Source organism: Hephaestia sp. MAHUQ-44 (genome assembly GCF_023806085.1).
In the GTDB taxonomy this organism is placed as follows: domain Bacteria; phylum Pseudomonadota; class Alphaproteobacteria; order Sphingomonadales; family Sphingomonadaceae; genus Sphingomonas.
In genome coordinates this window covers 1-25,838 of record NZ_JAMSLX010000010.1, presented here as the reverse complement: position 1 = coordinate 25,838, position 25,838 = coordinate 1, and the positions used below count along the sequence as shown (strand labels likewise).

General features: G+C 63.3%; 22 protein-coding genes. 10 read left to right on the top strand and 12 right to left on the bottom strand.

Annotated elements, in window-relative coordinates:
* Window positions 1–15 precede the first annotated feature (15 nt).
* The 4 genes from NFE57_RS11660 to NFE57_RS11645 are packed head-to-tail and all read right to left on the bottom strand — an operon-like array spanning window position 16 to window position 3,999.
* On the bottom strand, window positions 16–855 hold the full coding sequence (locus NFE57_RS11660; RefSeq protein WP_252135756.1) for an SDR family NAD(P)-dependent oxidoreductase: 840 nt from the start codon (window positions 853–855) through the stop codon (window positions 16–18).
* Window positions 855–1,259 carry a nuclear transport factor 2 family protein gene (locus NFE57_RS11655; protein WP_252135755.1) on the bottom strand — a complete coding sequence of 135 codons (405 nt, stop codon included), beginning with the start codon at window positions 1,257–1,259 and terminating at the stop codon, window positions 855–857. Before NFE57_RS11655 ends, NFE57_RS11660 begins: the two co-directional genes overlap by 1 nt.
* On the bottom strand, window positions 1,256–2,998 hold the full coding sequence (locus NFE57_RS11650; RefSeq protein WP_252135754.1) for a class I adenylate-forming enzyme family protein: 1,743 nt from the start codon (window positions 2,996–2,998) through the stop codon (window positions 1,256–1,258). Before NFE57_RS11650 ends, NFE57_RS11655 begins: the two co-directional genes overlap by 4 nt.
* Window positions 2,995–3,999, bottom strand: a complete 1,005-nt coding sequence (locus NFE57_RS11645; protein WP_252135753.1) for a phosphotransferase family protein — start codon at window positions 3,997–3,999, stop codon at window positions 2,995–2,997. Before NFE57_RS11645 ends, NFE57_RS11650 begins: the two co-directional genes overlap by 4 nt.
* A gap of 278 nt (window positions 4,000–4,277) precedes the next feature.
* On the opposite strand from NFE57_RS11645, the gene NFE57_RS11640 reads away from it, so the two are divergent.
* Together NFE57_RS11640 and NFE57_RS11635 are read left to right on the top strand one after the other, a co-directional pair.
* A complete protein-coding gene (locus NFE57_RS11640) occupies window positions 4,278–5,714 on the top strand; it encodes an NAD-dependent succinate-semialdehyde dehydrogenase (RefSeq protein ID WP_252135752.1) in 1,437 nt (478 codons plus the stop codon).
* 10 nt (window positions 5,715–5,724) lie between these two features.
* A complete protein-coding gene (locus tag NFE57_RS11635) occupies window positions 5,725–6,954 on the top strand; it encodes a CaiB/BaiF CoA transferase family protein (RefSeq protein WP_252135751.1) in 1,230 nt (409 codons plus the stop codon).
* Window positions 6,955–7,069: 115 nt separating this feature from the next.
* On the opposite strand, the gene NFE57_RS11630 is transcribed toward NFE57_RS11635, so the two are convergent.
* The 3 genes from NFE57_RS11630 to NFE57_RS11620 are packed head-to-tail and all read right to left on the bottom strand — an operon-like array spanning window position 7,070 to window position 10,127.
* Window positions 7,070–7,951 (bottom strand): hydroxymethylglutaryl-CoA lyase, encoded by an 882-nt coding sequence (locus NFE57_RS11630; RefSeq protein ID WP_252135750.1) that lies wholly within the window; start codon window positions 7,949–7,951, stop codon window positions 7,070–7,072.
* Window positions 7,948–9,210, bottom strand: coding sequence for an acyl-CoA dehydrogenase family protein (locus NFE57_RS11625; RefSeq protein WP_252135749.1), 1,263 nt, complete (start codon window positions 9,208–9,210; stop codon window positions 7,948–7,950). The genes NFE57_RS11630 and NFE57_RS11625 overlap by 4 nt, the downstream gene beginning before the upstream one ends.
* Entirely contained in the window at window positions 9,099–10,127 is a 1,029-nt protein-coding gene (locus NFE57_RS11620; protein ID WP_252135748.1) for an acyl-CoA dehydrogenase family protein, read from the bottom strand. The genes NFE57_RS11625 and NFE57_RS11620 overlap by 112 nt, the downstream gene beginning before the upstream one ends.
* Window positions 10,128–10,352: 225 nt before the next feature.
* Between NFE57_RS11620 and NFE57_RS11615 the strand changes: the two genes are divergently transcribed.
* Both NFE57_RS11615 and NFE57_RS11610 read left to right on the top strand, forming a co-directional pair.
* Complete coding sequence (locus NFE57_RS11615; protein WP_252135747.1) at window positions 10,353–10,985, top strand: carboxymuconolactone decarboxylase family protein; 633 nt, start codon at window positions 10,353–10,355, stop codon at window positions 10,983–10,985.
* A complete protein-coding gene (locus NFE57_RS11610) occupies window positions 10,931–12,280 on the top strand; it encodes an MFS transporter (protein WP_353653915.1) in 1,350 nt (449 codons plus the stop codon). Before NFE57_RS11615 ends, NFE57_RS11610 begins: the two co-directional genes overlap by 55 nt.
* Here NFE57_RS11610 and NFE57_RS11605 read toward each other — a convergent pair.
* Window positions 12,277–13,032, bottom strand: a complete 756-nt coding sequence (locus NFE57_RS11605) for an SDR family NAD(P)-dependent oxidoreductase (protein ID WP_252135745.1) — start codon at window positions 13,030–13,032, stop codon at window positions 12,277–12,279. The genes NFE57_RS11610 and NFE57_RS11605 overlap by 4 nt on opposite strands.
* Before the next feature lie 178 nt (window positions 13,033–13,210).
* Here NFE57_RS11605 and NFE57_RS11600 point away from each other — a divergent pair, with 178 nt between their 5' ends.
* Both NFE57_RS11600 and NFE57_RS11595 read left to right on the top strand, forming a co-directional pair.
* The gene (locus tag NFE57_RS11600; RefSeq protein WP_252135744.1) at window positions 13,211–15,478 is read left to right on the top strand and encodes a TonB-dependent receptor; all 2,268 of its coding nucleotides are present in this window, start codon (window positions 13,211–13,213) and stop codon (window positions 15,476–15,478) included.
* Window positions 15,479–15,672: 194 nt separating this feature from the next.
* Window positions 15,673–17,439, top strand: coding sequence for a flavin-containing monooxygenase (locus NFE57_RS11595; protein ID WP_252135743.1), 1,767 nt, complete (start codon window positions 15,673–15,675; stop codon window positions 17,437–17,439).
* A 142-nt stretch (window positions 17,440–17,581) separates the two neighbouring features.
* Here NFE57_RS11595 and NFE57_RS11590 read toward each other — a convergent pair whose 3' ends face one another.
* The 4 genes from NFE57_RS11590 to NFE57_RS11575 form a co-directional block, all read right to left on the bottom strand.
* Window positions 17,582–18,445: a copper resistance protein B gene (locus tag NFE57_RS11590; RefSeq protein ID WP_252135742.1), complete on the bottom strand. Its 864-nt coding sequence runs from the start codon at window positions 18,443–18,445 to the stop codon at window positions 17,582–17,584.
* Window positions 18,446–18,594: 149 nt separating this feature from the next.
* A complete protein-coding gene (locus NFE57_RS11585) occupies window positions 18,595–20,376 on the bottom strand; it encodes a copper resistance system multicopper oxidase (RefSeq protein WP_252135741.1) in 1,782 nt (593 codons plus the stop codon).
* A gap of 91 nt (window positions 20,377–20,467) precedes the next feature.
* Window positions 20,468–20,686, bottom strand: a complete 219-nt coding sequence (locus tag NFE57_RS11580; protein WP_252135740.1) for a hypothetical protein — start codon at window positions 20,684–20,686, stop codon at window positions 20,468–20,470.
* Window positions 20,687–20,714: 28 nt separating this feature from the next.
* Complete coding sequence (locus NFE57_RS11575) at window positions 20,715–21,050, bottom strand: hypothetical protein (RefSeq protein WP_252135739.1); 336 nt, start codon at window positions 21,048–21,050, stop codon at window positions 20,715–20,717.
* Window positions 21,051–21,239: 189 nt separating this feature from the next.
* Between NFE57_RS11575 and NFE57_RS11570 the strand changes: the two genes are divergently transcribed.
* The 4 genes from NFE57_RS11570 (at window position 21,240) to NFE57_RS11555 (ending at window position 25,665) form a co-directional block, all read left to right on the top strand.
* Entirely contained in the window at window positions 21,240–23,612 is a 2,373-nt protein-coding gene (locus NFE57_RS11570; RefSeq protein ID WP_252135738.1) for a heavy metal translocating P-type ATPase, read from the top strand.
* Entirely contained in the window at window positions 23,609–24,022 is a 414-nt protein-coding gene (gene cueR / locus NFE57_RS11565; RefSeq protein ID WP_252135737.1) for a Cu(I)-responsive transcriptional regulator, read from the top strand. Before NFE57_RS11570 ends, cueR begins: the two co-directional genes overlap by 4 nt.
* A gap of 171 nt (window positions 24,023–24,193) precedes the next feature.
* Entirely contained in the window at window positions 24,194–25,084 is an 891-nt protein-coding gene (locus NFE57_RS11560; protein ID WP_252135824.1) for a universal stress protein, read from the top strand.
* A gap of 275 nt (window positions 25,085–25,359) precedes the next feature.
* Complete coding sequence (locus NFE57_RS11555) at window positions 25,360–25,665, top strand: carboxymuconolactone decarboxylase family protein (protein ID WP_252135736.1); 306 nt, start codon at window positions 25,360–25,362, stop codon at window positions 25,663–25,665.
* The last annotated feature ends 173 nt before the right edge of the window (window positions 25,666–25,838 follow it).

Genomic DNA, 25,838 nt, shown 5'->3' with positions numbered 1-25,838 from the left:
ATGTTCTCCGGTCGCTCATCGCGGGCTGAGCGGTGACGCGAGCAACCCCTGCCGGAAACGACCGCTCAAGTGATACGAATCACAGTCGGTGCGGCCGCCATCGACGATCATCTTGGTGCCGGTAATGTGCCGCGCATCGTCCGATGCGAAAAACGCCACGGCGGCGGCGATGTCTTCCGGTGTCTGAAAACGTCCCATCGGGATCCGGACGAGCGTATCCGTCGCGATATCCTCCAGCGAAACGCCCCTGGCGGTCGCGATCTCGCTCGCATTGCGATCCCACATCGCGGTCCGCACATTGCCGGGGTGGACCGAGTTGCAGCGGATCTGCAGCCCTTGCTCGCAGCAATATTGGGCGATCGATTTGGTCATCTGGCGTATCGCGGCCTTCGCTGCACCATAGGATAGCAGGAACGGCGTCGCCGTTTCTGATGCCACCGACGCGATGTTGATGATCGAGCCGGTGCCGTTGCGCCGCATGATTCTGATGCCGGCCCGGCAGCCGAGCATCGTCCCCTCGACGTTGACACCGAATACCTTGCGCAGGTCGTCGATCGCCGTGGTTTCCGGATTGCCGCGGGTGTGCGATCCGACATAGCCCGCATTGTTCACCAGAATATCAAGCCGTCCCCGCGAGCCCTCGATATGCGCTGTCACCCGTGCCCAGTCGCGTTCCGACGTCACGTCCTGTTCGAGGAAGGTGAAGCCGTGTTCGGCGGATAGGGCACCGCCGCGCGCGGCCTCCAGATCGGTGACGATAACGCTGGCGCCTTCGGCCTGGAGCCGCAGCGCGATGGCCAACCCCAGTCCGGCGGCGCCGCCGGTGACAAGCGCGACCTTGTTTTCGAGCCGCATCAGCCCCGAGCGCTCGGCTGTTTGTGCGCCATCGCGTCGACGACGGCCGAATCATGATAGGCGTCCATGTGCGCGATACGCCCCTTTTCGACGCGGCAGATGCAACAGGCCAGGTCGCGCATGCGGCGCCCATCGGCCATCTCCACGATCAGTACGTGCTGCTGGACGAACCCGTTTGGCGTCGGTTCGCGCCTGATGTCGGTATATTGGAAAACAGTCGCGCTCGATCGGATTTTCTTCAGATTGCTGATGGTCGTCTCGACGTCGGTCAGTTTCTCATCGGTATTGTGCCAAACCACCGCCGTGTCGGTGAATATTTCACGCAAATCCTCCAGGTCGCCATGCTCGACCGTGTGGAACAGGCGCTCTCCGGCTGCCAGCGCAGCTGCCATTTGATCGTTCACAAATGTTTCTCCTGTGTGGCGTGATCGGGGTGCGTCATGCGGTCGAGCAGTGCCGCCTTTAATTCGCGCTTGAGCAGCTTGCCGGCGGCGTTGCGCGGCAGGGGCGTTGCGTGAAAATCGATCACCACTGGCGCTTTGTGGGCGGCCAGCCGTGCCCTCACGTGCTCGGCAAGGGCTTCGCGGTCGGCGGTGGCGCCCTCTCGCAGACGTATTGCTGCCCCCACCACTTCACCGAGCACCCGCTCCGGCATACCGAACACGGCCACTTCGGCGACGTCGGCATGGCTGGCGAGGCATTCTTCGATCTCGACGCAATATATGTTCTCGCCGCCACGGATCAGCATGTCCTTCACGCGATCGAGAATCGTGATGAATCCTTCGGCATCGCGCCGCGCGATGTCGCCGGTTCGGTACCAGCCGTCGGCGAAACATTCGGCGGTGGCCTCGGGCATATTCCAATATCCCGCCACGATATTGGCGCCGCGCACCCATAGTTCGCCGTCCTCGCCGGTTGGTACGTCGTGCCCTGCGGTATCGACGATGCGGATATCGCAGCATGGCACGGGCGGCCCGACGCTGCCGGGGCGCGCCATCATGTCTTCATGGCTGTTCGCCGCAACGAGTGAGGAGGTTTCGGTGGCGCCATAGCCTTGCCCGGGATAGCCGTTGGGAAACGCTTCCCGCATCCGTTGCGCCAACTCGGGGGCCGCCGCCGCTCCCCCGTAACCGACGGTATCGACACTCGTGGTATCGACAGTGCCGGTACGAATGGCATCGGAGAGCTGCCACGCCAACGTGGGAACCAGATTGAGCCCGTTGATTCGTTCGCGTGCAATGATCTCGAGCGCGCGGGCGGTGTCCCATTTGAACATGAGGTAGATCGTCGAGCCGTTTGCCATTGCCGGAAGCAGGGTCGAATGAAACCCGGTGACGTGGAAAAACGGCATCGGCAGAAGCGTTCGGCGGGGCGTCGTCGACGCGCCGGCAGGCACCGGCTCGCCGCGTCTGACCGCTGCGCGCATCGCACGGAAGCCGGTATTGAGCAGGTTTGTCAGAATGTTGCGATGCGTGCCCATTGCCCCTTTGGGGCGTCCGGTTGTGCCCGAGGTGTAGAAAATCGTGGCAAGATCGTCAGGCGCCAGCGCCGGGTCGGGTAGGGGCGCCTCCGGCAGCGCGGCATAGTTTTCCGGTATGCCGATGATCGACGCGAGGGCGACCGCCCCGGGAGGGGCGTCGTCACGTGCGACGATCAAGGGCACCGCGCCCGGCTGCGCATGATGTAAGCGCTCGAACCGCTCGCCATCGACGATCGCGATCTGCGCGCCACAATCCTCGAGCAGCAGCGACAGCGTGGTATGCGATTCCCAGGCGTTCAGTGGCACCACCACTGCGCCGATCGCCAGCGCGCCCCAGGCGCAGATCGACCATTCCGGGTAATTACGCATCCCGATCGCGACGCGATCGCCCTTGCGCACGCCGAAATCCTCACTGAGCGCGCGCCCGAAGGCGGTGGCCGCACGCCAATGTGCGTCGAAGCTGAGCCGTTCGCCCTCATACACAATCAGGTCGCGGTCGCCGAAATTCCGGCTGGCGTCGAATACCGCGCGCAGGTTGGGCGGTGTGCGTACGTAGCTACGTACCGAACGCCCCAGCGCATCGATCTCGGCCATCTCGAATGGCGCTCCCGGCGCCGTAAGCAGCGCCAGTGTTTCCGCCATGCTGCGCGCGGGCCACGTCATGCCTCGCTTCCCAGCTTTTGCGCGAAGCGCCATGCGGCCTCGGCGAGTGGACCGACGCGGGTCTGGGCAAGGCCGGCCCGGGCGTTGTTGGCGTTGCCCGCACGGCCCCGCGCCGCCACGCCGTGGAGGATCGCGGCGAACCGAAAGAGATTATAAGCCAGATACCATTCGAGCGGTGCGCCCAGCCGATCGCCGGTCGTCGTGAGATAGCGGCTGAGCATCTCGTCGAGCGTGGGGATTCCCAAGGCTTCGAGATCCAGGTTCGAAAGCGAACCGCGCTCGTGCGGGGGCGTCACCCAATGCATCAACAGATAGGTCAGGTCCGCGATCGGATCGCCCAGCGTCGAAAGCTCCCAATCGAGCACCGCCAGCACGCGCGGTTCGGTAGGGTGGAGGACCATGTTGTCGAGCCGATAATCGCCATGCACGATACGGGCCGGGCGGTCGGCGGGCAGGTGCGTCGGTAGCCAGGCGATCAATCGGTCCATCGTGTCGTATCGCGGGCCGCTGGACTCCACATATTGCGTCGTCCAGCGCTTCAACTGCCGCGCGAAATAATTGCCCGGCCTGCCGTAATCGGCGAGGCCGATTGCTTGCGGGTCGATGCGGTGAAGGGCGGCGAGCGTATCGATTTCGGCGGTGTAGATCGCGCGGCGTTCGTCAGGCGTGGCGTCGGGCAGGCGCCCGTCCCACAGGATCCGCCCGTCGACCATCGCCATCACATAAAAGACCGAGCCGATCACCGCTTCGGATTCGCAAAGTGCATAGGCTCGCGGAACCGGGAAGCCCGCACGGCCCAGTGCCTCCATGACGCGAAATTCTCGATCGACGGCGTGTGCCGACGCCAGCAATCGGCCCGCGGGTTTGCGCCGTAGCACATAGCGCTGGGCGGGCGTGTGCAGTTGGTAGGTGGGGTTGGATTGGCCGCCCGCGAACCGCAATACGGTGAGCGGCCCGGCAAAGCCGTCGATGGCGTCTTTCATCCACTCGGCAAGGCGCACCGTATCCAAATCATTTGTCGGCCGCGGTGGTTGGGCTTTGACTTCATCGATCACCGCGCCGGTCGCAGGTGGTTGATTGTTATGAATTTCGTAAGCCAATCTGGCGCATCCTCCGTCGTGCCGCCGCCCTCTGATCGTTGGCAGCGCGTCGTTTCTTTTCAGACCCCACTTGCCATTTGCATGCAATCTAGTCAAAGCCTTGTTGTGCGGTTGGGGAAGCCGACACGCATGGTGAGCGACATTGGCCGGCCTTGCTGGCAGCAGAGGGGCGTTTGGAAATGACCATAGGGTCGCTGCCTGACATGCAGCTCTACATTGCCGGCGAATGGCGTGACGCGACCGGGCGCGACTCCCAGCCGGTGCTCAATCCGGCCACGGGCGATCTGCTGGGGGAACTTCCTCTGGCGACGGCGGAGGATCTGGGTGACGCGCTTGAAGCCGCGCAGCGTGGTTTCCTCGCATGGCGCGCAACACCGCCCGAGGCGCGCGCCGCGGTGCTCAACAAAGCCGCGGCGTTGCTTCGCGAACGTGCCGACACGCTGGCCGGGATCGCCACGCTCGAACAGGGAAAGCCGCTCGCCGAAGCGCGGGGCGAAGTGATCGGCGCCGCGATGATTCTCGAATTTCACGCCGGTGAGGCGGTGCGCAATTACGGACGCGTGCTGCCGCGGTCGCCCGGCTTGCGTTCGTTGGTGGTTCGTCAGCCGGTGGGGCCTGTGGCCGCCTTCTGTGCATGGAATTTCCCGATCATCAATCCGGTGCGCAAGCTTTCACCGGCGCTTGCCGCGGGATGCTCGGTCATCCTCAAGCCGAGCGAGGAAACCCCGGCCAGCGCGATCGCGGTGATGCGCTGCTTCCAGGACGCCGGGCTGCCCGGCGATGTTGCGCAGCTTGTTTTCGGTGTACCCGATACTGTCTCGCGGACGCTGCTGGCGTCTCCCATTACCCGCAAACTGAGCTTCACTGGCTCGGTGCCGGTGGGCAAGCACCTTATGCGCCTCGCAGCCGATACGGTGATGCGGATGACGATGGAGTTGGGCGGTCACGCGCCTGTTCTCGTCTTCGACGATTGCGATCTCGATACCACGCTCGATGCGCTTGTGGCGCACAAGTTCCGCAACGCCGGGCAGGTTTGTGTCTCGCCGACGCGGTTCCATGTTCAGGAAGGCATCTATGAGCGGTTCGCGGCGGGATTCGCGGCGCGCGCCGGCCGGATTGCGGTGGGCGACGGGCGCGATGCAGCGACCGAGATGGGACCGACCGCCAACGCCCGCCGTCCTGCGGCGATCGAGGCGATGGTCGAGAATGCGCGTGGCATGGGGGCCACATTGCTGGCCGGAGGCGGCCGTCGGCAAGGCCCCGGCTGGTTCTTTCAGCCCACCGTGCTCGGCGATGTGCCGCTCGATGCCATGGCGATGAATGACGAGCCTTTCGGGCCGCTGGCGCTGCTGCGGCCCTTTGCAACGATAGAGGAGGCGATCGAGCAGGCCAATCGGCTTCCTTATGGCCTCGCCGCTTATTGTTTCACCGAGAATGGGCGGCGGCAGAACATCCTTGGTGACGCGATCGAGGCCGGCATGATCGCGATCAACAACGTTCGCACATCCTGGCCCGATGCCCCGTTCGGCGGGCTCAATGAAAGCGGCTTCGGATCGGAGGATGGTCCGGAGGGACTGGAGGCGCACATGGCCACGAAGGCAATTCATGCAAGCTAAGAAAGATACAATGACGTCGACACTCTCTGGTGGTGCGTTGGATGGCATCCGCGTGGTCGAGCTCGGCCAGCTAATCGCCGGGCCGTTCTGTGGTCAGTTGCTGGGAGACATGGGCGCCGAGGTGGTCAAGCTCGAGCAGCCCGGCACCGGCGATCCGATGCGGCAATGGGGGCAAGGAAGCGCGCCGACCTGGTGGCGTGTCATCGGCCGTAACAAATATTCGGTCGCGGCGGATTTGCGCGTGGAGGCCGGGCAGGAACTCGCGCGCGCGCTGATTGGCCGTGCGGACATTCTGGTGGAGAATTTTCGGCCGGGTACGCTGGAACGCTGGAATCTGGGGCCTGAACAGTTGCTGGCAGAGAATCCGGGGCTGATCATTGTCCGCGTATCGGGTTACGGTCAGACGGGCCCCTATGCAACGCGCGCCGGCTTTGGCGGGATCGCCGAAGCGATGGGGGGCTGGCGCAAGATCGTGGGCTTTCCCGATCTTGCCCCGGCGCGAATGGGGATTTCGATCGGCGACACGCTTGCCGCCACTTATGGGTGTCTCGGCGCGATCGCCGCGCTCCATCATCGCGACAAGACGGGGCAGGGCCAGATTGTCGACGCCGCGTTGTATGAGAGTGTGCTGCAGGTGATGGAAGGGTTGATCCCCGAATGGGCGGTCGCCGGGCATAAGCGCGAGCGTACCGGATCGAAATTGCCAGGCATCGCACCATCGAACGTCTATCGCTGCAAAGACGGCGAATTCCTGATCGGCGCCAATCAGGACAGCGTTTTCACGCGATTGTGCGAGGCGATGGACCGGCCTGATCTGGCGTGTGATCCCCGATATCTCACGCACGTGGCGCGGGGCGTTCATCAGGACGAACTCGATCAAATCGTCGAGGAATGGACCTCGCGGCACACGGTGGCGGAAGTCGAAGCGAAAATGATCGCGCATGCCGTGCCCGCCGGCCGCATGTACGATGCGGAGGATATGCTCAACGATCCGCATTACGCGGCGCGCGACGCGATCGTTACCGTTGATGATCCGGTGCTGGGCCCCACCAGAATGCAAGGCACGTTTCCCAAGCTCTCGCTGACGCCGGCAAGCATCCGTCGCCCGGCACCGCGCGACGTCGGGCAGGATACGGCCGAGATTCTGGACCGCTGGCTCGGCCTTGAGGTGGATGCGGCGTCGCTCGTCGCGCCTGCACAGCGCGACAAGGGGCGCGAGGGCATCCAGTTTCCGGATTAGGATTGACGTTCAGAGAGCCAGCGATCCGACATGGCGGTTACCCCCGCTTAGTGGCGCAACACACAGGGGGCAGCGGGTGCTGTCGGCGCTAACCTGACGTGAAAGTTGCTCGGCGCTAGGCCCGGCTGGCAAACGCGCGCGCAATGGCGCTGGTGCGCTCGCGCCCGAGCAACCCATTGAGCCAGCCAGCCGCCTCGACCAATTGCTCAATGTCGATATCGAGCGCGTCGTCGAAAGCGTATGCGATGTCCTCGCTTGCCACATTTCCGGCAGCACCGGGTGCGAACGGGCAGCCGCCCGTGCCGCCGATCGCGGCGTCGACGGTTACCGCGCCCGCGCGGACCGCCGCGATCGCGTTGGCGACACCCATCCCGCGCGTATCGTGGAAATGGACGCGCAGCGGCAGTGGTGCAATCGCTGCGGCAACGTCAGCCGCCAGCCGCTCGACCTCGTTGGGCCGTGCGATTCCGATCGTGTCGGCAATCGCGACTTCGATCGCACCCGCGGCGGCAATCCGTCGCGCCATGGCAACGACTTTGCCGGGATCGACGGCGCCCTCGAATGGACAGCCGAACGCCACCGCAATCGTTACCTGCCCGGGGCGTCCCTGGGCGCGGCACAGCGCCAGTACCTCGCACGCCATCGCAAGCGATTGTTCGGTATCCAATCCCTGATTGCGCATGCCGAACGTGTCGCTGGCTGCGCAGACCACGCCGATTTCGTCGATCGCGGTGTCGAACGCGCGCAGCGCCCCCCGCTTGTTCAGCACCAGCCCGATATAGCGTGCGGCGTTGGATGGCAGCGCCGCGATCACAGCTTCGGCGTCGGCCATCTGCGGAACCTTGGCGGGATGAACGAAACTGGCGACTTCAAGCCGTCGGGCGCCGGCGCCGATCGCCCGGCGGACCAGTTCGACCTTGTCGGATGTGGCCAATACGCGCGGTTCGTTCTGCAATCCGTCGCGCGCGGAAACTTCGACCAGTTCGATCTTGTTCATCGTACGCCGAGCCCCCGGGCAATGATTCCACGCAGGATCTCGCGCGCGCCGCCGCGCAGCGAGAAGGAGGGCGCGCTCATCATCGTGTACGCCAAAACCGCGAGCAGATCGCGGGTGGATTGCCGATCCGGCTCGGCATCGACGAGATTGCGCGCGATCTCGGGTAGATCCTGTTCGAAGGTGGCGCCCAGATCCTTGACGATAGCGGCGTGGATCGAGGCGTCTTCACCCGCTTCCAGCAGTGTCGCAACCCCGCGCGAAAGGCGGCGCAGAATCAGCAGGTGCGCCGTCAGCCGGCCGATCGTCATGTGCGCCAGCGAGCTGTCGCTGCCCTGCAGCGCCGCGATCAGTTCGACCAGCAACTGGATCGACGACAGGAATCGTTCGGGTCCGCTGCGTTCAAAGGCCAATTCGCTCATGACCTGCGTCCAGCCCTCACCCTCGGTGCCTATCAGTGCCGATTCTGGCACGAAGGCGTCGTCAAAATGAACTTCGTTGAAATGATGCTGGCCCGCCAGATCGAGGATCGGGCGCACCGTCATGCCTTCTGTCGCCTTCATGTCGACGAGCAATTGGCTGGTTCCCTTGTGCCGGTCCGCGGGGGTGCCCGCCGTGCGGCAGAACAGGATCATATAATCCGCTTCGTGGGCGTTGGTGGTCCACAGCTTGGTGCCGGTGACGCGCCATCCGCCGTTGACCCGCTCCGCGCGCGTCCGCGTGGCGGCAAGATCCGAACCCGAATCGGGCTCGCTCATGCCGATACAGAATACGCAGTCACCCGCGGCGATCCGCGGCAGAATCGCTTCTTTTTGGGCCTCGGTGCCGAATTTGAGCAATGTCGGCCCACTTTGGCGTTCGGCGATCCAATGCGCCGATACCGGTGCGCCGGCCGCAAGCGTCTCTTCGACCACGACATAACGATCGAAGCTCGACCGTTCGTGCCCTCCATATTGTTTGGGCCAGGTCATCCCGAGCCAACCGCGCGCGCCAAGCGCCTTGCTGAAATCGCGGTCGAAACCGTTCCAACTCTCGGCGCGCTGCAGCGGGGTTCGTCCTGCAATCTCGGCGGTGAGGAACGCGCGGATGTCGTCGCGTAATTGTGTTGCGGCCGAATCGACAGGCGGGGAAGGGAAAAGGAGCATGTGCCTCAAACCGACGTGATGAACGGCCAATAAGCCGCTTTGGAATAACCGAGCGCCTGGACGCCCAGACGGCGTGTCCACCATGCGGCGCTGCCGAACTCGTCGCGCCAACTCCACAGCGCCGTCGTGAACCAATGAAGGCGGTGTTCGGCGGTAAATCCGATCGCGCCGTGGAGTTGGTGGGCGATCTTGATCGCCGTTCCGGCTGCTTCGGCAATACGCGACCGCGCCGCGGCGATCGCGACGTTGGGGTGGGCGCTCGCGTTCGTAAACGCATCGGCGGCAAGGTCGGCTGCGGCTGATGCGCTGGCAGCTTCCGACGCAAGTTGCGCGAGCGCGTGCTGCACGGTTTGAAAAGCCGAAAGAGTCCTGCCGAATTGCACCCGTTCCGAGACATGCGCGATCGTCAACGCCACGAGCGTTTCCAGCGCCCCTGCCATGGCGAGCGTGCGGATCACTGCCCCGGCCTCGATCAGCGTGATCGACGGCAGCAAAGCGAGCGTCACCGACGAATCGATCCGCATCTGATCGCGTGGCATCAGCGCGAGGTTGGTGCCGTGTTCGACCGCGCTGAATCCCGACGTCGCCAGCCCGATCCGGCCGTCATGTTCGAGCAGCAACGCGCTGGCATTGCGGCCCCAGGCGATACGCTTCGCATCACCCGTGGCGCGCCAGACGCCGTCCTGTCGTTGGAATAAGACGTCCGTACATTGCGGGACGAGCGCTACGGGCCCCTCGGCGGTCCCGAGTCCCGCGCGCGCCAACAGGGCATTCGCAATCATCGTTTCGGCGAGTGGCAAGGGAACAGCGTGGCGGCCGAGCATTCGAATGAGCGCCAGGCCCTCGTCGAGTGGAATATCGAAACCCTGCTCGCCCTGCACGAGTGCCAGCGGTAGTCCCTGCGCGCACGCGGCGTCCCACGCGCGTTGCGGCCAGGTGCCGGCACGGGCGGCGCGCATCACGCGATCGTCGACCTGTTCGGCGAGGAAGCGTTCGGTCATTTCGGCGAGCAAGGCGCCCGTATCGCTCAACATGCGTCTCCTGGTTCGGCCGAGCCGGCGCGATCAAGTCATAGCGATCTCATTTTTGCATGCAATCGTAATTGCGGCGATTGTTGAATATCGCAAATTTACAGGCAAATTATCTTGAATTGCGGGGTGGCATAACGCATTCAGCGACAAAATGCATATTATTATAAACAGAAATACGCGCCTGGGACGTGACGCGAGAGGGTGGGGACGATGCCAAGGCTGCGATTGGTGAGCCGCGAAGAGGCGAACGATCCGCTCGTCCTGTTCATGTACGATCGAAAGTTTCCCGGTCGCGATCCGGCGACGGATCCGGGCGTCACGGCATCGGGGGCGCCCGGCAATTATGAGGCGGTGCTCGCGCATGCGCCCGACATCCTCGAACATGCGGTGCGAGGCTTTTACATCAAGCAGACCAAGAAACGGAAGCTTCCGCTCAACTATATGGAACTGGCGATTGCCCGGATCGGCTGGGCTTGCGGCTGCCGGTGGATGTTTTCGGAGCATAGCAAGATTTTGCGTGGCCTCGGCTATTCGGAAGAGGCGCTGGCCATGATTCCGAACTGGGCGCTATTCGACGGGTTCGATGCCGCGGAGCGGGCCGTGCTCGCTTATGCCGATTGCCTTGCATTCGATCATGGTCGCACGCCCGACGGTCTGTTCGCCGAGCTGCAGAAGCATTTCGATGAAGAGCAACTGATCGAGCTGACCTATATCGCGTCGATGTTCATGATGAACGCCGGCATGATCCGGGCGCTTCGGCTTGAGCATGACGATTATGACGAGCGCGTGGTGGAAATGCCGTCGCCATGCGGCTATCGCTTCGTCGATCGCGAGCCGATGCCGCTGCCGGAGCGGCGATGATGGCGCGGTTCTATCCCTATTACGTCGTTGCATGCCTGATGCTGGCGAGCGCGTTGTCGTTTCTGGATCGGCTGGTGCTTGCGTTGCTGATCGATCCGATCCGCGCGGATCTCGGCCTCACCGACACCGAAGTCAGTTTGCTGGCGGGTGCGGCTTTTGCGAGTTGCTATGTTGCCTTTGCCTTCGTGTTCGGGCGCTGGGTGGATGTGCGAGGGCGGCGCAATGCCGTGGTCGTCGGCATTTCGCTTTGGAGCCTGGCGACGGCAGCGTGCGGGCTGGCGGGAAATTTCGGGAAAATGTTTGTCGCGCGCGCGGCGGTGGGGGTGGGGGAGGCGAGCCTCAACCCGGCAGCCTATTCGATGATCGCGGACTATTTCCCGCTTCGTAAACGGGGCGTTGGTATGGCGATCTATGCTTGCGGCGCGTCGATCGGCGGAGGGCTCGCGATCCTGCTCGGCGGCATGGTCGTCCAATGGGCGATGACTACCGAGCCGTGTCTGCCGCTAATGTGTCATGCCGCGCCATGGCAGGTTGTCTTCGTCGTGGTGGGGCTGCCGGGGCTTCTGGTTGCGGCGCTGTTCGCGCTTACCGTTCACGAGCCGGTACGGCGCTACGCCGCCAGCGAGTCCGCCTTGCCCCCCAGCTATCGTGAAGTCTGGGGGCATGTTCGCAGCAATGGCAGCGTGTTCGCGCTGATGTTCGGCGGCTATGCCTTGCTGGGGGTCAGCGGCTATGCCTTCGCCGTGTGGGGGCCGGCCTATTTCATGCGTCTGCACGCACTCAGCCCCGCCGATGTCGGCATTCTGTTCGGGGTGGGCTATGGCGGCTTCGGAACGCTCGGCGTGCTGCTGGGTGGTGTGATCTGCGATCGTTTGCGTCGAGTTGATGCGCCGGTGCTGGTGACGCTCGGCGCGATCGTATTGCAGGCACCGTTGTTTATCGGTGCCTATCTGGCCGGATCTGCCATGCTGGCCATGCTTCTGTTCGTTGCCGGCATGTGCGCCGCCAGTATGGTCGCCGGTATGCAGGCGGCGATGGTGCAAAGCCTGTCGATCAATCGGATGCGCGGGATGATGGCGGCGATGTACGGGGCGGTGGTCACCATCGCGGGCCTCGGTATTGCGCCCACCGCGACGGCGCTGTTGTCCGATCACGTGTTTGGCGGACCGACCGGAATCGGCAAGGCATTGGCCGTGACGTCCGCGGCGGCGTTGGGGCTGGCGATGATCCTGATTCTTGCCGGCCGATCCCGGGCCGCGGCGCTGGCCCGGCGGCTTCAGGGGGAGCCGGCCTAGCTCATCGACAGTCCGCCATCGACCGGCAGGACAATGCCGGTGATGTAATTCGCCTCGTTGCTCGCAAGATAGATGGCTGCATGGGCGATATCCTCGGCTTGCCCCGGACGCCCCAGTGGCACGAGCTGCCGCGCCGTGGCGCGCGGGTCGGCCGCAACGGCGTCCACGCCTTCCATTCGCTCAAAGATCGGGGTGTCGATCACGCCGGGCGCGATGGCATTTACCCTCACGCCGTCTCCGGCGAGGGCGCTCGCCCTGGCGGCCGAACGCATCAAGGCGATGACGCCCGCTTTGCTCGCCGCATAGGGTGCGAAAATCGCTGATCCCCGCACGCCTGTCACGGAGGCGATGAAGATGATCGAGCCACCTCCCGCTTCGCGAAGCGGGGGCAATGTGTACTTGATCGCGAGAAAAGCAGAATCGAGATTAACCGCCTGTTGATAGCGCCAGCGTTCGAGCGAGAGTGTCGTCAGATCGCCGCCTATCCCGATACCGGCGCTGTGGACGATTGCATCGAGCCCGCCCAGCGCATCCGACGCAAATGCGACGGTGCGAGCCCAGTCGGCCTCCGTCGCCACGTCCATGCGTATCGTGGCGACCGGATCATCGCAGCGGTTCAGCGTCTCCAGGCCCTGCGCGTCGATATCCGCGCCGATGACCCGCGCGCCCTGTTTGGCCATCAATCGCGCGCATGCGCGGCCAATGCCGCTGGCCGCGCCGGTTACCATGATCCGTTTGTCTTTCAGGCGCATCCGCTTCCTCTTTTCAATAATATGCATCCAAAAATTTTTCGATCAAAAGCAAAAATACGAAAGTTTAGCGATTTTTTACAGCGCTCTCCAAAATCTATTTGGTAATATGCATGCAATCAGTTATCGCCTCCGCTAACCAAAGGGCAATGATACCCATCATCGGGGGGAGAGGACGAAGATGATCGCCACCAATAGATTCAAGCTTGCCGGGGTCAGCCTGTTTGCGATGGCGCTCGTGGTTGGCACGCCGGCTCAGGCGCAGGATGTGCAGGCCGACGATGGCGTGGGTTCAGGCCTGAACGAGATCATTGTCACAGCGCAGAAGCGCGAGCAGCGGTTGCAGGATGTGCCCGTTTCGATTGTTGCGATCAGCGGTGCGGCGCTCGACGAGATGAAGATCACCGACCTTCGCTCGATCCAGGGCTATGTGCCGAACCTGTCGGTGCTGAACTCTGGCGTCAATCCTGTCGTCTTCATTCGTGGATTTGGGTCCGGCCCCAACAACGTCGCCTTCGATCAGGAAGTGTCGGTCTATCTTGATGGCATTTACGGTGGTCGTGGTGCCCAGTTCAGCGCGCCGTTTTTCGACCTTGAGCGGATGGAAGTGCTGCGCGGCCCGCAGGGGGCGCTGTTCGGTCGCAACACCGCCGCCGGCGCCATCAGTTTGGTCTCGGCGAAGCCGAGCGCCATGTTCGAAGGCTATGTCAGCGCTGGCTATGATGTCGAGCGCGAGGGCTATGAGGTGTCGGGCGTGGTCAGCGGCCCGCTGTCAGAGACCCTGAAGGCCCGGTTCGCGGGTAAGATCACGCGTCAGGACGGCTATATCCGCAACCTGTTCGACGGCGACGATGATCCCCAGTTGCGCGACGAACTGGCCAGGTTGACGCTGGTCTGGCAGCCCGCAACGGGTGTCGATATCACCGGTAAGGTTGAATATGGTCGTCACCTGTTATTGGGTGGCGTCAATGTTACCGGTTCGTTGACCCAGCGCACCAATTTCGACAAGGCTGGCGATGTTCGGTATGTCTCCGACAATTATGCCGGTGCCGGCAGAGACGAACATAGCGGAATCAAATCCTGGAATGGGGTGGTCACCGCTAATGTCGAGGTCGGCGAGCACACGATCACCGCGATCGGTGGCCTGTCGACATTCGATACGCGCCGTTTTACGGCATATGATGAACGCAACCCCGACGGTATTGTGGCGCCGGGCGACGCCAATGCCAAATTCGGCAACGGCTTTCCCGAGCGCTTCGAGCAATGGTCGGCCGAACTGCGCCTGAGTTCGCCCACTGGTGGCTTTCTCGAATATGTGACTGGCGTCTATTACGATCATTCCGACTACGACCTGCATCAGGACAGCTTTTATCGCGATATCGGTGGCACGATCACTGGCCACCAATCGACCGATTTCAATCAGAAGGGCGATGCCTATTCCTTTTATGGGCAAGGGACGCTCAATTTCACTCCTGCTTTGCGCCTGATCGCTGGGCTGCGCTATTCGCACACGACGAAGGATGCGGTGTTCGATTCCCGTACGGTTTCGGGGTCGCCCTTGAATGCCATCGGGCCGCAACGACGCGGCAGCCTCAGCGAGAGCTATCTTGATCCGTCGGCGACATTTCAGGCTGATCTCGCCCCTGACGTCATGTTCTATGCCAGCTTCGGGCGCGGCTCGAAATCGGGCGGCTTCGTGTCGAACACTTATAATGTTGCCGCCGACGGCTTTCAGTTCCGTCCGGAACGATCGACCAATTATGAGGCAGGCATCAAATCGACGGTGCTGGACGGCCGTGCAACGATCAACGTGACGGTGTTCCGCACCGAATTCGAAGACTTGCAGCAATCCGCTTACGATCCGGATCGTCGCACCTTCTTTACCCGCAATGCCGCCAAGGCGCGATCGCAGGGCGTCGAATTCGATATGCAACTCGCGCCCTCGCGCAATCTGCAGTTCAATGCGTCGATAGCGTATCTCGATGCGAAGTTTGTCGATTATCCCGGCGCGCCGTGCCTTGCTTACGAAACGCTCGCGCAATGCAATTCCGCCGATCCAGCGAGTATCGCCGCACACAACATCGCGGGGCTCCCGTTGCAGTTTGCGCCGGAATGGAGTGGCAATGTCGGCGTGCGCCACACATTGAACCTCGGCGATTTCAGGCTCGTGTCGAATGCCAATACCAGCTTCCGGTCGGACTATTTTGTGGCCGATGGCTACAGCCCGATCTGGGGCGTCCAGGATGGTTGGGCCAAGCTGGACGCGCGCCTTCAGTTCGGTCCAAAGGGCGACCGTTGGAACATCGCACTGATCGGTCGCAATCTGTTGAACAAGAAGACCGTCGGCGCAGCGATCCGTCTGCCTCCGGCGATCACCGGGGTCACCCGCTCGCTCAACTGGATGGATGAATATCGTTCACTTATGTTGCAAGGCACCGTTCGTTTCTGATGAGGCGGTTCGCGGGTCAGGGCGCTATCGTAACCCGTTCGGGGCGGGCGGGGGCATCGCCGATGCCATCGCCCGCTGCCCCGTTGTCCCGGATGCACGCAGCCTTGTCGTGGATCTGTGCGCGGCCGCAAAGACGCTCGCCGGTTGGAGAACCCGGCCCGTCGCATAGGCGTGTGAATTTTCGGGACAGTTGAATGAGTGATATCGATCTGGACGCGCTGTCCCGTAAATATGCTGAGGAGCGCGCAAAGCGCCTTCGCGTCGATGCGAATAACCAATATCAGTCGTTGACCGGCAAATTCGCCGCATTCGATACCGATCCCAATGCGTTGCCCGATTTCGATCGTGAACCCGTAACCCGGACGGTCGATGCGCTGATTATCGGCGGAGGCTTTGGCGGGCTGTTGGCCGCGGTACAACTGGCGAAGCGCGGTATCACCGACATTGTCATCGTGGAAAAGGGCGCCGATTTCGGCGGCACGTGGTACTGGAACCGCTATCCCGGCATCCGGTGCGATGTCGACGCTTATATCTATCTGCCGTTGCTGGAAGAAACGGGATTTGTTCCTAGCGAGAAATATGCGCGCGGCGCGGAAATACACCAGCAGTGCCGTCTGCTCGCCGAGAAATACGAGTTGTACGCTCGCGCATTATTCCAGTCGTTGGTGCGTACCCTTGTCTGGAACCATGAGCGGCAGCGTTGGCTGGGAACAACCAATCGGGGCGATTTGATCGAGGCGCGGTTCGTTATCTCCGCGACGGGCCTGTACAGCAGTCCCAAATTACCCGGCATTCCAGACATCGAAAATTTCGAAGGGCCGAGTTTCCATACGAGCCGTTGGGACTATGGCGTTACCGGCGGCGATGCGACGGGGGGACTCATCGGCCTTAGGGGGAAGCGCGTTGGCATCATCGGTACCGGGTCGACCGGTATTCAGTGCGTGCCCGCCGTCGCCGAATATGCCGATCATCTCTATCTGTTTCAACGAACCCCCTGTTCAGTCGATATTCGCGGCAATCGCCCGACGGATATCGAATGGTTTCGTTCGCAGCCGCCCGGATGGCAGCGACAGCGGATGATGAACTTTACACTTTGGACCTCGGGTGTGTTGCAGGAAGAGGACATGGTCAATGACAGCATGACCGACCTGTTCCGCAAAGCCGACGCTGGCGAAACCAAGGCGCTTGACGCGGAGGCGAAGCAACGAGCCGAGATTCTGAAGATGGAAATCGTGCGCAAGCGCATCGATGCGATCGTCAGAGATCCCGTTACCGCCGAGGCACTGAAGCCATATTATCATTATTTCTGCAAGCGCCCCGGCTTTAGCGATGATTATCTGGACGTTTTCAACCGAGCCAATGTGACGCTGGTTGATACCGCCGGGAAAGGTGTCGAGCGGGTGACCGCCAGCGGGTTGGTAGCCGATGGCGTCGAATATCCGCTCGATTGCATTGTCTACGCGACCGGATTTGATTTTATGACCAGCTATACGCGTGAAACCGGCATCTCGGTTACAGGGCGCGATGGATGGTCACTCGACTCCGCTTGGGCAAACGGCACCCGAACTCTATTTGGAATGCAGGCGCACGGCTTTCCTAACTTCTTTATGCTGTCGGTGGTTCAAGCCGGCATTTCACTCAACTATCTCCATACCGCGGATACGCAGGCGATTTACATTGCTGATCTGGTAGCCCATTGTATGGAGGCCGGGATGGGTGCTGTCGAACCGACGCGAGAGGCCGAAGATCGGTGGGTAAGCCAATGCCGCGAGTTGTCAGCTGCGCGACGCGAATTTCATGCGACCTGCACCCCTGGTTATCTGAATTTTGAAGGGGCGGCGGCGGAGCGCGCCGATCTCAACGCCCCCTATGGCGGCGGCCCGGTCGACTATTTCGAGCAGTTGGCAAGGATGACCCGGGCCCGTTTCAACGATGGGTTGTCGTTCGAGGCTCTATCCTAGGGTCAGGACCCTAGAATCCTGTCGACGCAACCCGGCCGAGGCCTGGTCGCTCGTGACCTACCACCGCAACCGGCATCGCAATGCGGCATGGCGGACCGGTCGGCATCGGCGATACGCGCCGATGCCGAAACACGATCGCCCGTCAGAACCAGGCCCGGATTCCGATCAGGAAATTCCACCCTCCTGCCTGTTCTTGCCGCAGATGCCGAAAATCTGCTGTGTCGCCAAAAGCACGTTCGTAGGCCGTGCCGACATAGGGGGCGAACTCGGGTATGATCTGATAGCGCAGCCGTAACCCCAATTCGGCGGTGGAGAGACCGGCGCCGACGCCCAGGTCGGGAACGTCCTGCGCGGCGAAGTTCAATTCGACCGTTGGCTGGAGGATCAGTTTCTGGGTCAGACGCAGGTCGTATTCCGCCGCGACGCGCGCGGTGATATCGCCCTTGTCCGAGAGAAACAGCGCACCGTCCATGTCAAACCAATAAGGCGCAAGGCCCTGGATACCGACGACGGCGTAGCTGCGATCCTGTCCGGCCCGGAAATCGTGGCGAACGCCCGCCTGAAGGTTCCACCACGGATCGAGCGCGTGGCTCCAGAGCGTCTGCGCCTCGGCGCCCTTCAAACGCTCGCCGAAGCGGCTCTCGCCCTCGGTCTTGATCCAGAGCCTGTCGATATCGCCGCCGTACCAGCCCTGCGCGTTCCACGCATAGCCATGCTTGCCGTTACCGATGACCGCTTCGAGCTGGTCGATCAGGATCATGCTGCCTTTGATATCGCCATGTTCCCGGCGGACGGTTTCGCGCGCCACGGCCATCGTCGGCGTGCCGAAGAGAGCATCGGCGGCGTGATCGGGGCCGCTGAGAGCCGCAGCCGAGGGTGGCCCGACCGGCGGGTCGGGAATGCCGGGTTCATGCCCGGCATGCGCATGGTACGCGTCTTTTGACGGTGCTGACGGCATGCTGTGGCCAGCGTGCGCCTCTGCGGCTGTAGCGGGTTCGGCGGGCATGGTGTGCCCTGCGTGGGGATCGGCAGCGCCTTCACCCTCCTGATGTTGCGCAGGCGGGGCGGCCGGTTCCTGCGGCGCGGCGCCATGATGGTGGTGCTGTGCCAGTGCGGGCGTTGCTGTCGCCGCGATAGATATCGCCAGGAGATATTTCATGCCGCGTCTCCCCCGAGCGGGCGGACGGTGACGACGCGGAACATGCCCGCGTGCATGTGGAGCAGCAAATGGCAGTGGAACGCCCAATCGCCCGGCGCATCCGCCGTCAGGTCGAAACTGACCTTGCCGCCCGGCAGCACGTTGACGGTGTGCTTGCGCGGGTAGCTGCCGGTATGGCCGTTCACCAGTTCGAAGAAATGACCGTGCAGATGGATCGGGTGGGTCATCATCGTGTCGTTGATCAGGACAACCCGCGCGCGTTCGTTGCGCTCGAAGCGGATGGGCTCGACGCCCTCGCTGAATTTTTCGCCGTCGAACGACCACATGAAGCGTTCCATATTGCCGGTCAGATGGACCTCGACGGTGCGGTGCGGCGGGCGCTGGTCCGGGTTGGGGGTGAGCGCCATCAAGTCGCGATAGGTCAGCACCTTGTGGCCGACATCCTCGAGCCCGAGGCCAGGATCGCCGGTACGATCGACCGGCGCCATGGCGATGGCGTCCACGCCGACACCCACTTTGACGCTGGCGGGCACCGTCGATTTGTCGCGCATGTTCATGCCGCCCATCGCATGGGAACTGCCATGGTCTGCTGTCGCCATTGCGCCGTGGTCCATCCCCGGCATCGCGCTATGATCCATCGCGCCGTGGTCCATCCCGCCCATGCCCATGTCCTTCATGGTCAGCGTCGGGCGCGGGCGAAGCGGTGGGATCGGCGCTATCATGCCCAGCCGGGGAGCAAGCGTCGCGCGCGCCATGCCCGAGCGGTCGATCGATTCCGCGACGAGTGTGAACGCTTTGTCCTCGGTCGGCTCGACGATCACGTCATAGGTCTCGGCATTGCCGATCTGGAACTCGTCCACCGCTACCGGACGCACATTCTGGCCGTCGGCGCTGACCATCGTCATCGACAGGCCGGGAATGCGGACGTTGAAGATCGTCATCGCCGCGGCGTTGATGATGCGCAGCCGCACCCGCTCGCCGGGGCGGAACAGGCCGGTCCAGTTTTCCTGCGGCCCGTGGCCGTTGACCAGATAGGTGTAGGTCGCGGCCGTCACGTCGGCGATATCGGTGGGGTCCATCCGCATTGCGCCCCACATCGCGCGGTCGGATGCGGACATCGCCTCTTCGGGCCCGCCCTTCGCCATGCCAAGCAAGGTCTGGCGCTGGCGGTTGAAATAGCCGCCCTCGGCCTTGAGCCTGGAGAGGAGGCGGTGGGGGTGCAGGAAGGTCCAGTCGCTGAGCACGATCACATGCTCGCGATCATAGGCAACCGGATCGGGATCGGCGGGATCGATCACGATCGGGCCGTAATGGCCCTGCTGCTCCTGAAGCCCGGAATGGCTGTGATACCAATAGGTACCGCTCTGGCGGACCGGGAATTCGTAGACGAAGGTCGTCTGCGGCTTGATGCCGGGAAAGCTCAGGCCGGGCACCCCGTCCATCTGGAACGGCAGCAACAGGCCGTGCCAGTGGATCGAACTGTCCTCGTCGAGCTGATTTTCGACATGAAGCCGGACATCCTGCCCCTCGCGCAGGCGGATCAGCGGTGCCGGCAGCACGCCGTTGACGGTGACAGCATGGCCGCTGCGCCCGCCGACGGTGAATGTGCTGTCGGCAATCCTGAGATGAATATCCTCGCCCGAAAGCATGGGGAGGGTGGGGGCAAGGCCCGCCGAGCCGGTGCGCGCCCAGGCCGGGACGAGCCCCATCGCGCCCAGCCCCGCGATGCCAAACGACCCGGCCTTCAACAAGGCGCGGCGTTCAATGAGGTGTGTCATGATTATATCCAATGAGTTCCTGATTTTTCAGGAGCCTAGAAGGTCGATGCGCCGGGCGGGCGACGAACGGCCGCTCGCCCGGCTCGATTTTCTAGGATTTATGTTCCGAATGCTGGGCGGCGGGCGCATCGCTGCTCGCCTTGTCGCAGCAATCCATCTTCTTGGTGACGTCGGCCTTGTCGGTTGCGGAATCGCAGCAGCAGCAATCCTTGGCTGCTGGTGCATGATGATCCGCATCGGCCGGCGTGGCGGCTTGAGCGGCGACCGGGGTCGCCGCCGCAAGTGCGATGGCGGTGAGAAGGATTTTCATGAGTCGATCTCCAGAAGATTGGTTGGATTCAAGCTTCTGGAAAGACGCGTGGTGGTGGGCTGTCGGTGTGCGGGTCGCTGCCTTCGAGCCGCGGGCTGGGGAGGGATGCCGGCGCCGGTCGAACTTTGTCCGGCACGGCGGATATCTGCGGCGCGACGGGCTGCACCACCGCGCAGGCGATCGCACAATCGATCATGCTGCCACGCTGCTTGTCCGACGATGGTTCGTGCGTGCCGGCGCAATGCTCCATCGCTGGCGCTAGCGCTGGCGTCGCATGTGCCATCGCCGCGCCGTTCGCCATGGTCAGCGGCATGACGGACAGGGTGACGGCGATCACCATCGCGGCGATGCGCCGCCACAGCACAAGCGGGCCCGTCCGCCGATCAGCGCGGGCTTTGCCGGCCTCATTCTGTGTCCATCTGGCGCGCACGCGGGCTCAATCCCTTTCGAGTCGGCGCGCTTATCGCATGTGACACAATGTCAGGGTCAAGCGGCTATTGACTCTGACATGATGTCAGACCCCAGATTGCCCCGCGAGCGAAGGAGACGATTGATGGCGGAACCGAACCATAGCGCGCATGCGGGGGCCGATGGCGGGTGTGGACACCATGAGCAGGTGGGCCTGACTGTCGATCCGGTGTGCGGGATGACCGTCGATCCGCAAAAGACAGCGCACCATGCAACCCATGCGGGCGACGATTATCATTTTTGCAGCGCCGGGTGCCGCGTGAAATTCGTCGGCGATCCGGCATATTACCTGATCCCGGCGGCCGACCGGGTGGTGGATGCCCCGCCGGGGGCGATCTGGACCTGCCCGATGCACCCCGAAATCCGGCAGGACCATCCCGGCGCCTGCCCGATCTGCGGCATGGGGCTCGAGCCGGAAATGGTCACCGCCGACACCGGGCCGAGTGCCGAATTGACCGACATGTCGCGTCGCTTCTGGATCGCGCTGGTATTGGCGCTTCCCGTCTTTGTTCTCGAGATGGGCGGCCATCTGTTTCCGGCGCTGCATCGCCTTGTCCCTGCGCAACTGTCGACATGGCTCCAGTTCGCGCTGGCGACGCCGGTGGTGCTGTGGGCGGGCTGGCCCTTTTTCGAGCGTGGCTGGGCTTCGCTCAAGACGCGCAACCTCAACATGTTCACGCTGATCGCGATGGGGACGGGGGTTGCCTGGGCTTATAGCGTGGTCGCAACGCTGTTGCCCGGCATTTTCCCGACGGCATTCCGGGCTGGCGATGGGACGGTCGCGGTCTATTTCGAAGCAGCCGCGGTGATCACCACGCTTGTGCTGCTGGGGCAGGTTCTAGAACTGCGCGCGCGCGAACGCACCTCGGGTGCGATCAAGGCGCTGCTCAACCTCGCGCCCAAAACCGCGCGGCGTATCGCGGTGGATGGCAGCGACGAGGAAGTTTCGCTCGACCTGATCGCGGTGGGGGACCGGCTGCGGGTGCGGCCGGGCGAAAAGGTGCCGGTCGATGGCGTGGTCGAGGAAGGGCGATCGGCGCTCGATGAATCGATGGTGACGGGCGAATCGATGCCGGTCACCAAAACGGTCGCCGACGCGGTGATCGGCGGGACAATGAACCAGAGCGGCGCGCTGGTGATCCGCGCCGACAAGATCGGGCGCGACACCATGCTCGCGCGCATCGTCCAGATGGTCGCCGAAGCCCAGCGGTCGCGAGCGCCGATCCAGCGCATGGCCGATCAGGTTGCGGGCTGGTTCGTTCCCGCCGTGCTGGCCGTCGCGGTGATTGCTTTCGTCGCCTGGGGTATCTGGGGACCGGAGCCGCGCCTGGCACACGGGCTGGTCGCGGCCGTGGCGGTGCTGATCATCGCCTGTCCCTGTGCACTGGGGCTGGCGACGCCGATGTCGATCATGGTCGGCGTCGGGCGCGGGGCAGGGCTTGGCGTTCTCATCAAGAATGCCGAGGCGCTGGAGCATATGGAGAAGGTAGACACACTGGTCGTCGACAAGACCGGCACGCTGACCGAAGGCAAACCCGCCGTGACCCGGATCATCGCTGCGGAGGGTTTTGAGGAGCACGACCTGCTGCGGATCGCCGCCGGGGTCGAACGCGCGTCGGAGCATCCGCTGGCGCTGGCCATCGTCGATGCCGCACTGGCCCGTGAGATCGCGATCCCGGCGGTCAGCGATTTCGATTCGCCGACGGGAAAGGGCGCGATGGGCTGGATCGAAGGTAAGCGGGTTACGCTGGGCAATGCCCGCTTTCTCGACGAAGAGGGCGTCGCCACCGCGTCGCTCGCCGCGCAAGCCGATCAGCTTCGCGCGGATGGCGCCACCGCGATCTTCATGGGTATCGACAGCCGGGTTGCAGGCGTGTTCGCGATCGCCGATCCCATCAAGCCGACGACACCGGAAGCCCTGGCCGCGCTGCGCGCCGATGGCATCAAGGTGGTGATGTTGACGGGTGACAATCGCACTACGGCCGAAGCCGTCGCGCGTCACCTCGGCATCGATGCGGTCGAGGCGGACGTGCTGCCCGATCAGAAAGCGGCGGTCGTGGCAAAACTGAAGCAGCAGGGACGTGTCGTCGCCATGGCCGGCGACGGGGTCAATGACGCGCCGGCGCTCGCCGCGGCGGATGTCGGCATCGCGATGGGGCATGGCACCGATGTCGCGATGGAAAGCGCGGGCGTGACCCTGCTCCAGGGCGACCTCAACGGCATCGTCCGCGCGCGCCAGCTCAGCGAGGCGACGATGGCGAATATCCGGCAGAATTTGTTCTTCGCCTTCGTCTATAACGCGGCGGGCGTGCCGATCGCGGCGGGGCTGCTCTATCCGTTCTTCGGCGTCCTGCTGTCGCCGATGATCGCGGCAGCAGCGATGGCGCTGTCCTCGTTCAGCGTCGTCGCCAATGCACTGCGCCTCAATCGGGTGCGTCTCAAGGGAGTGAAAGCGTGAATATCGGTGCGGCCTCACAAGCGAGCAGCGTCTCACAGCGCATGATCCGCCATTATGAAAAGATCGACCTGATCCCGGCGCCGCTGCGCCGGGATAACGGCTATCGCGACTATGCCGATGCCGATGTCCATCGCCTGCGGTTCATCGCCAATGCGCGCGATCTCGGTTTTCCGATCAAGGATATCCGTGGCCTGCTCGGGCTATGGAGCAACAGCCAGCGCGCCAGCGCCGAGGTGAAGGCGCTGGCGATCGCCCGTGCCGAAGAACTGGGGCGTAAAGCCGAAGCGCTTCAGGCTCTGCGCCGGACATTGCTGGAACTGGCGGAACGCTGCCACGGCGACGACCTGCCAGATTGTCCGATCATCGAGCGCATGTCGGCCGAGACCGACGGCACCATCGGGGGGGCGTAGCGCGCATTCGCGACGGGCTTGTCGGGCTCATGGAAACGGTGCTGATCGTGCCCCGCCTGTCGGCAACGCACCCAATCCTTGCCGTTCGGCCGCCAGCGCGCCGATCCTGCGTGCATCGTCGGATGGCTGCGGATATCGCGCGATCAGGAGACAAGATTGTGATTGGCGGGCGTGCGTTTATCTTGTTCCAATATGTGTGAAAAGGGCAGCACGGACATGACGACCATCCTTGTAGCTTCCGATCTTTCCGATCGGTCGGCACGGGCGGTTGGCCGCGCGGCCGTTCTCGCGCGCGCGAACCGCTGGGCGCTGCATGTGCTCCATGTCTGTGCAGGTGAAGAAGCCGCCGCGCGCACGGCGTTGGAGCAGGAGCTTGCCGACGTTGGCGGGAGAGGTGAGGGCGTGCGCGTGGATGTCGTGCGTGGCGATCCTTGCGATGTCATCTCGACGGCGGCCGAAGCGACCGATCTGCTGGTGCTCGGCGAACCGGGGCGCCGCACGGTTGGTCGGCTGTTCACGGGGACGACTGCCGAGCGGATTGTACGGCGCGTATCGACGCCCGTTCTGCTCGTGCGCTGCCCGGCCAAGCGACCCTATCGCCGTACGCTCCTTCCGATCGATTTTTCGGCGTCGTCACCGGCGATCCTTCAGACGGCACGCGAACTCGGTTTTACCGTCGGCGACTGTGTGGCCGTTCATGCTTTTGCCACGCCGCAGGTGGATATGATGCTCCAGGCGTCGTCGATTTCGATGGCCGGTGTGCGAGAACATATGCTCGCGGAGCAGGAGAAAGCGGAGCGCAAGCTGGCGGCGCTGGTGAAGGAGGCCGATATTGTCGCTCGCGTCGCGGGTATTCCGATAGAGACGACACCCGCCTCCGCCATCGTTGCTTATGCGCAGCGGCTGGAGAGCGATCTTATTGTGGTGGGCAGCCGAGGTCATTCGCGCCTCGCGCAACTCGTTCTGGGTAGCGTTGCGTCGCACGTACTCGCCCATGCCGATGCCGACGTGCTGGTCGTGCCGCCCGTTGCTGCCATGATGGATCATCTTGCTGATGCGTAAGGCCGGGTCGTAGAAAGAACAGGCCGTCGTCGATTCCCGATTTTCCGATGCCGACTGCTGTTTTTCAGGTGCTTGTTCGGATTTTGTTGGCCGAAGGCGTATAGCTCGGCACCGCCTGGCGGTTGCGGCCATTCAGCGTCATCCGGCAGGCATCTGGACCGAGACGGCATCCGAGCGGGCTATAAGCGTGCGGCGACCCTGATCGGCCGGGCTTGCAATGGAGGCGAAAAATGCCGGAAGATTTATATCCATCGGATACACGGGATCTGGCGAAGATGCGTCGGGCGCTTGCGCCGGAAACCGAAGCGGCGTTTCACGCCTTCAGCCAGAAGGTGTTCGCGGACGGCGCGCTTCCCGAAAAGACCAAGCATCTGATCGCTGTCGCCGTCGCGCATGTCACGCAATGCCCCTATTGCATCCGGGGCCACACCAAAGCAGCGCTCCGAACCGGAGCCGCCCCCGAGGAATTGACCGAGGCGATCTGGGTCGCGGCTGAAATGCGGGCAGGGGGCGCTTATGCCCATTCGGGCCTGGCGATGGACGAGATCGAAAAATTCGCGGCGGCCAAACCGACGACGTAATGGGAAGATGGCGCTGTGTCGCCACGGGATATCGAGCGCGATTTTCTAGGCTCAGGATCTGTAATTTGCAGTAGCTTGGCAGCGGTCCCTTGAGGGTTTCAAGGATCTGTCCGCACTCGCCGATCTGGATCGGTGGTGCTGTATCGGGTTTCACAAGGTCGGGCGTTGCCTTG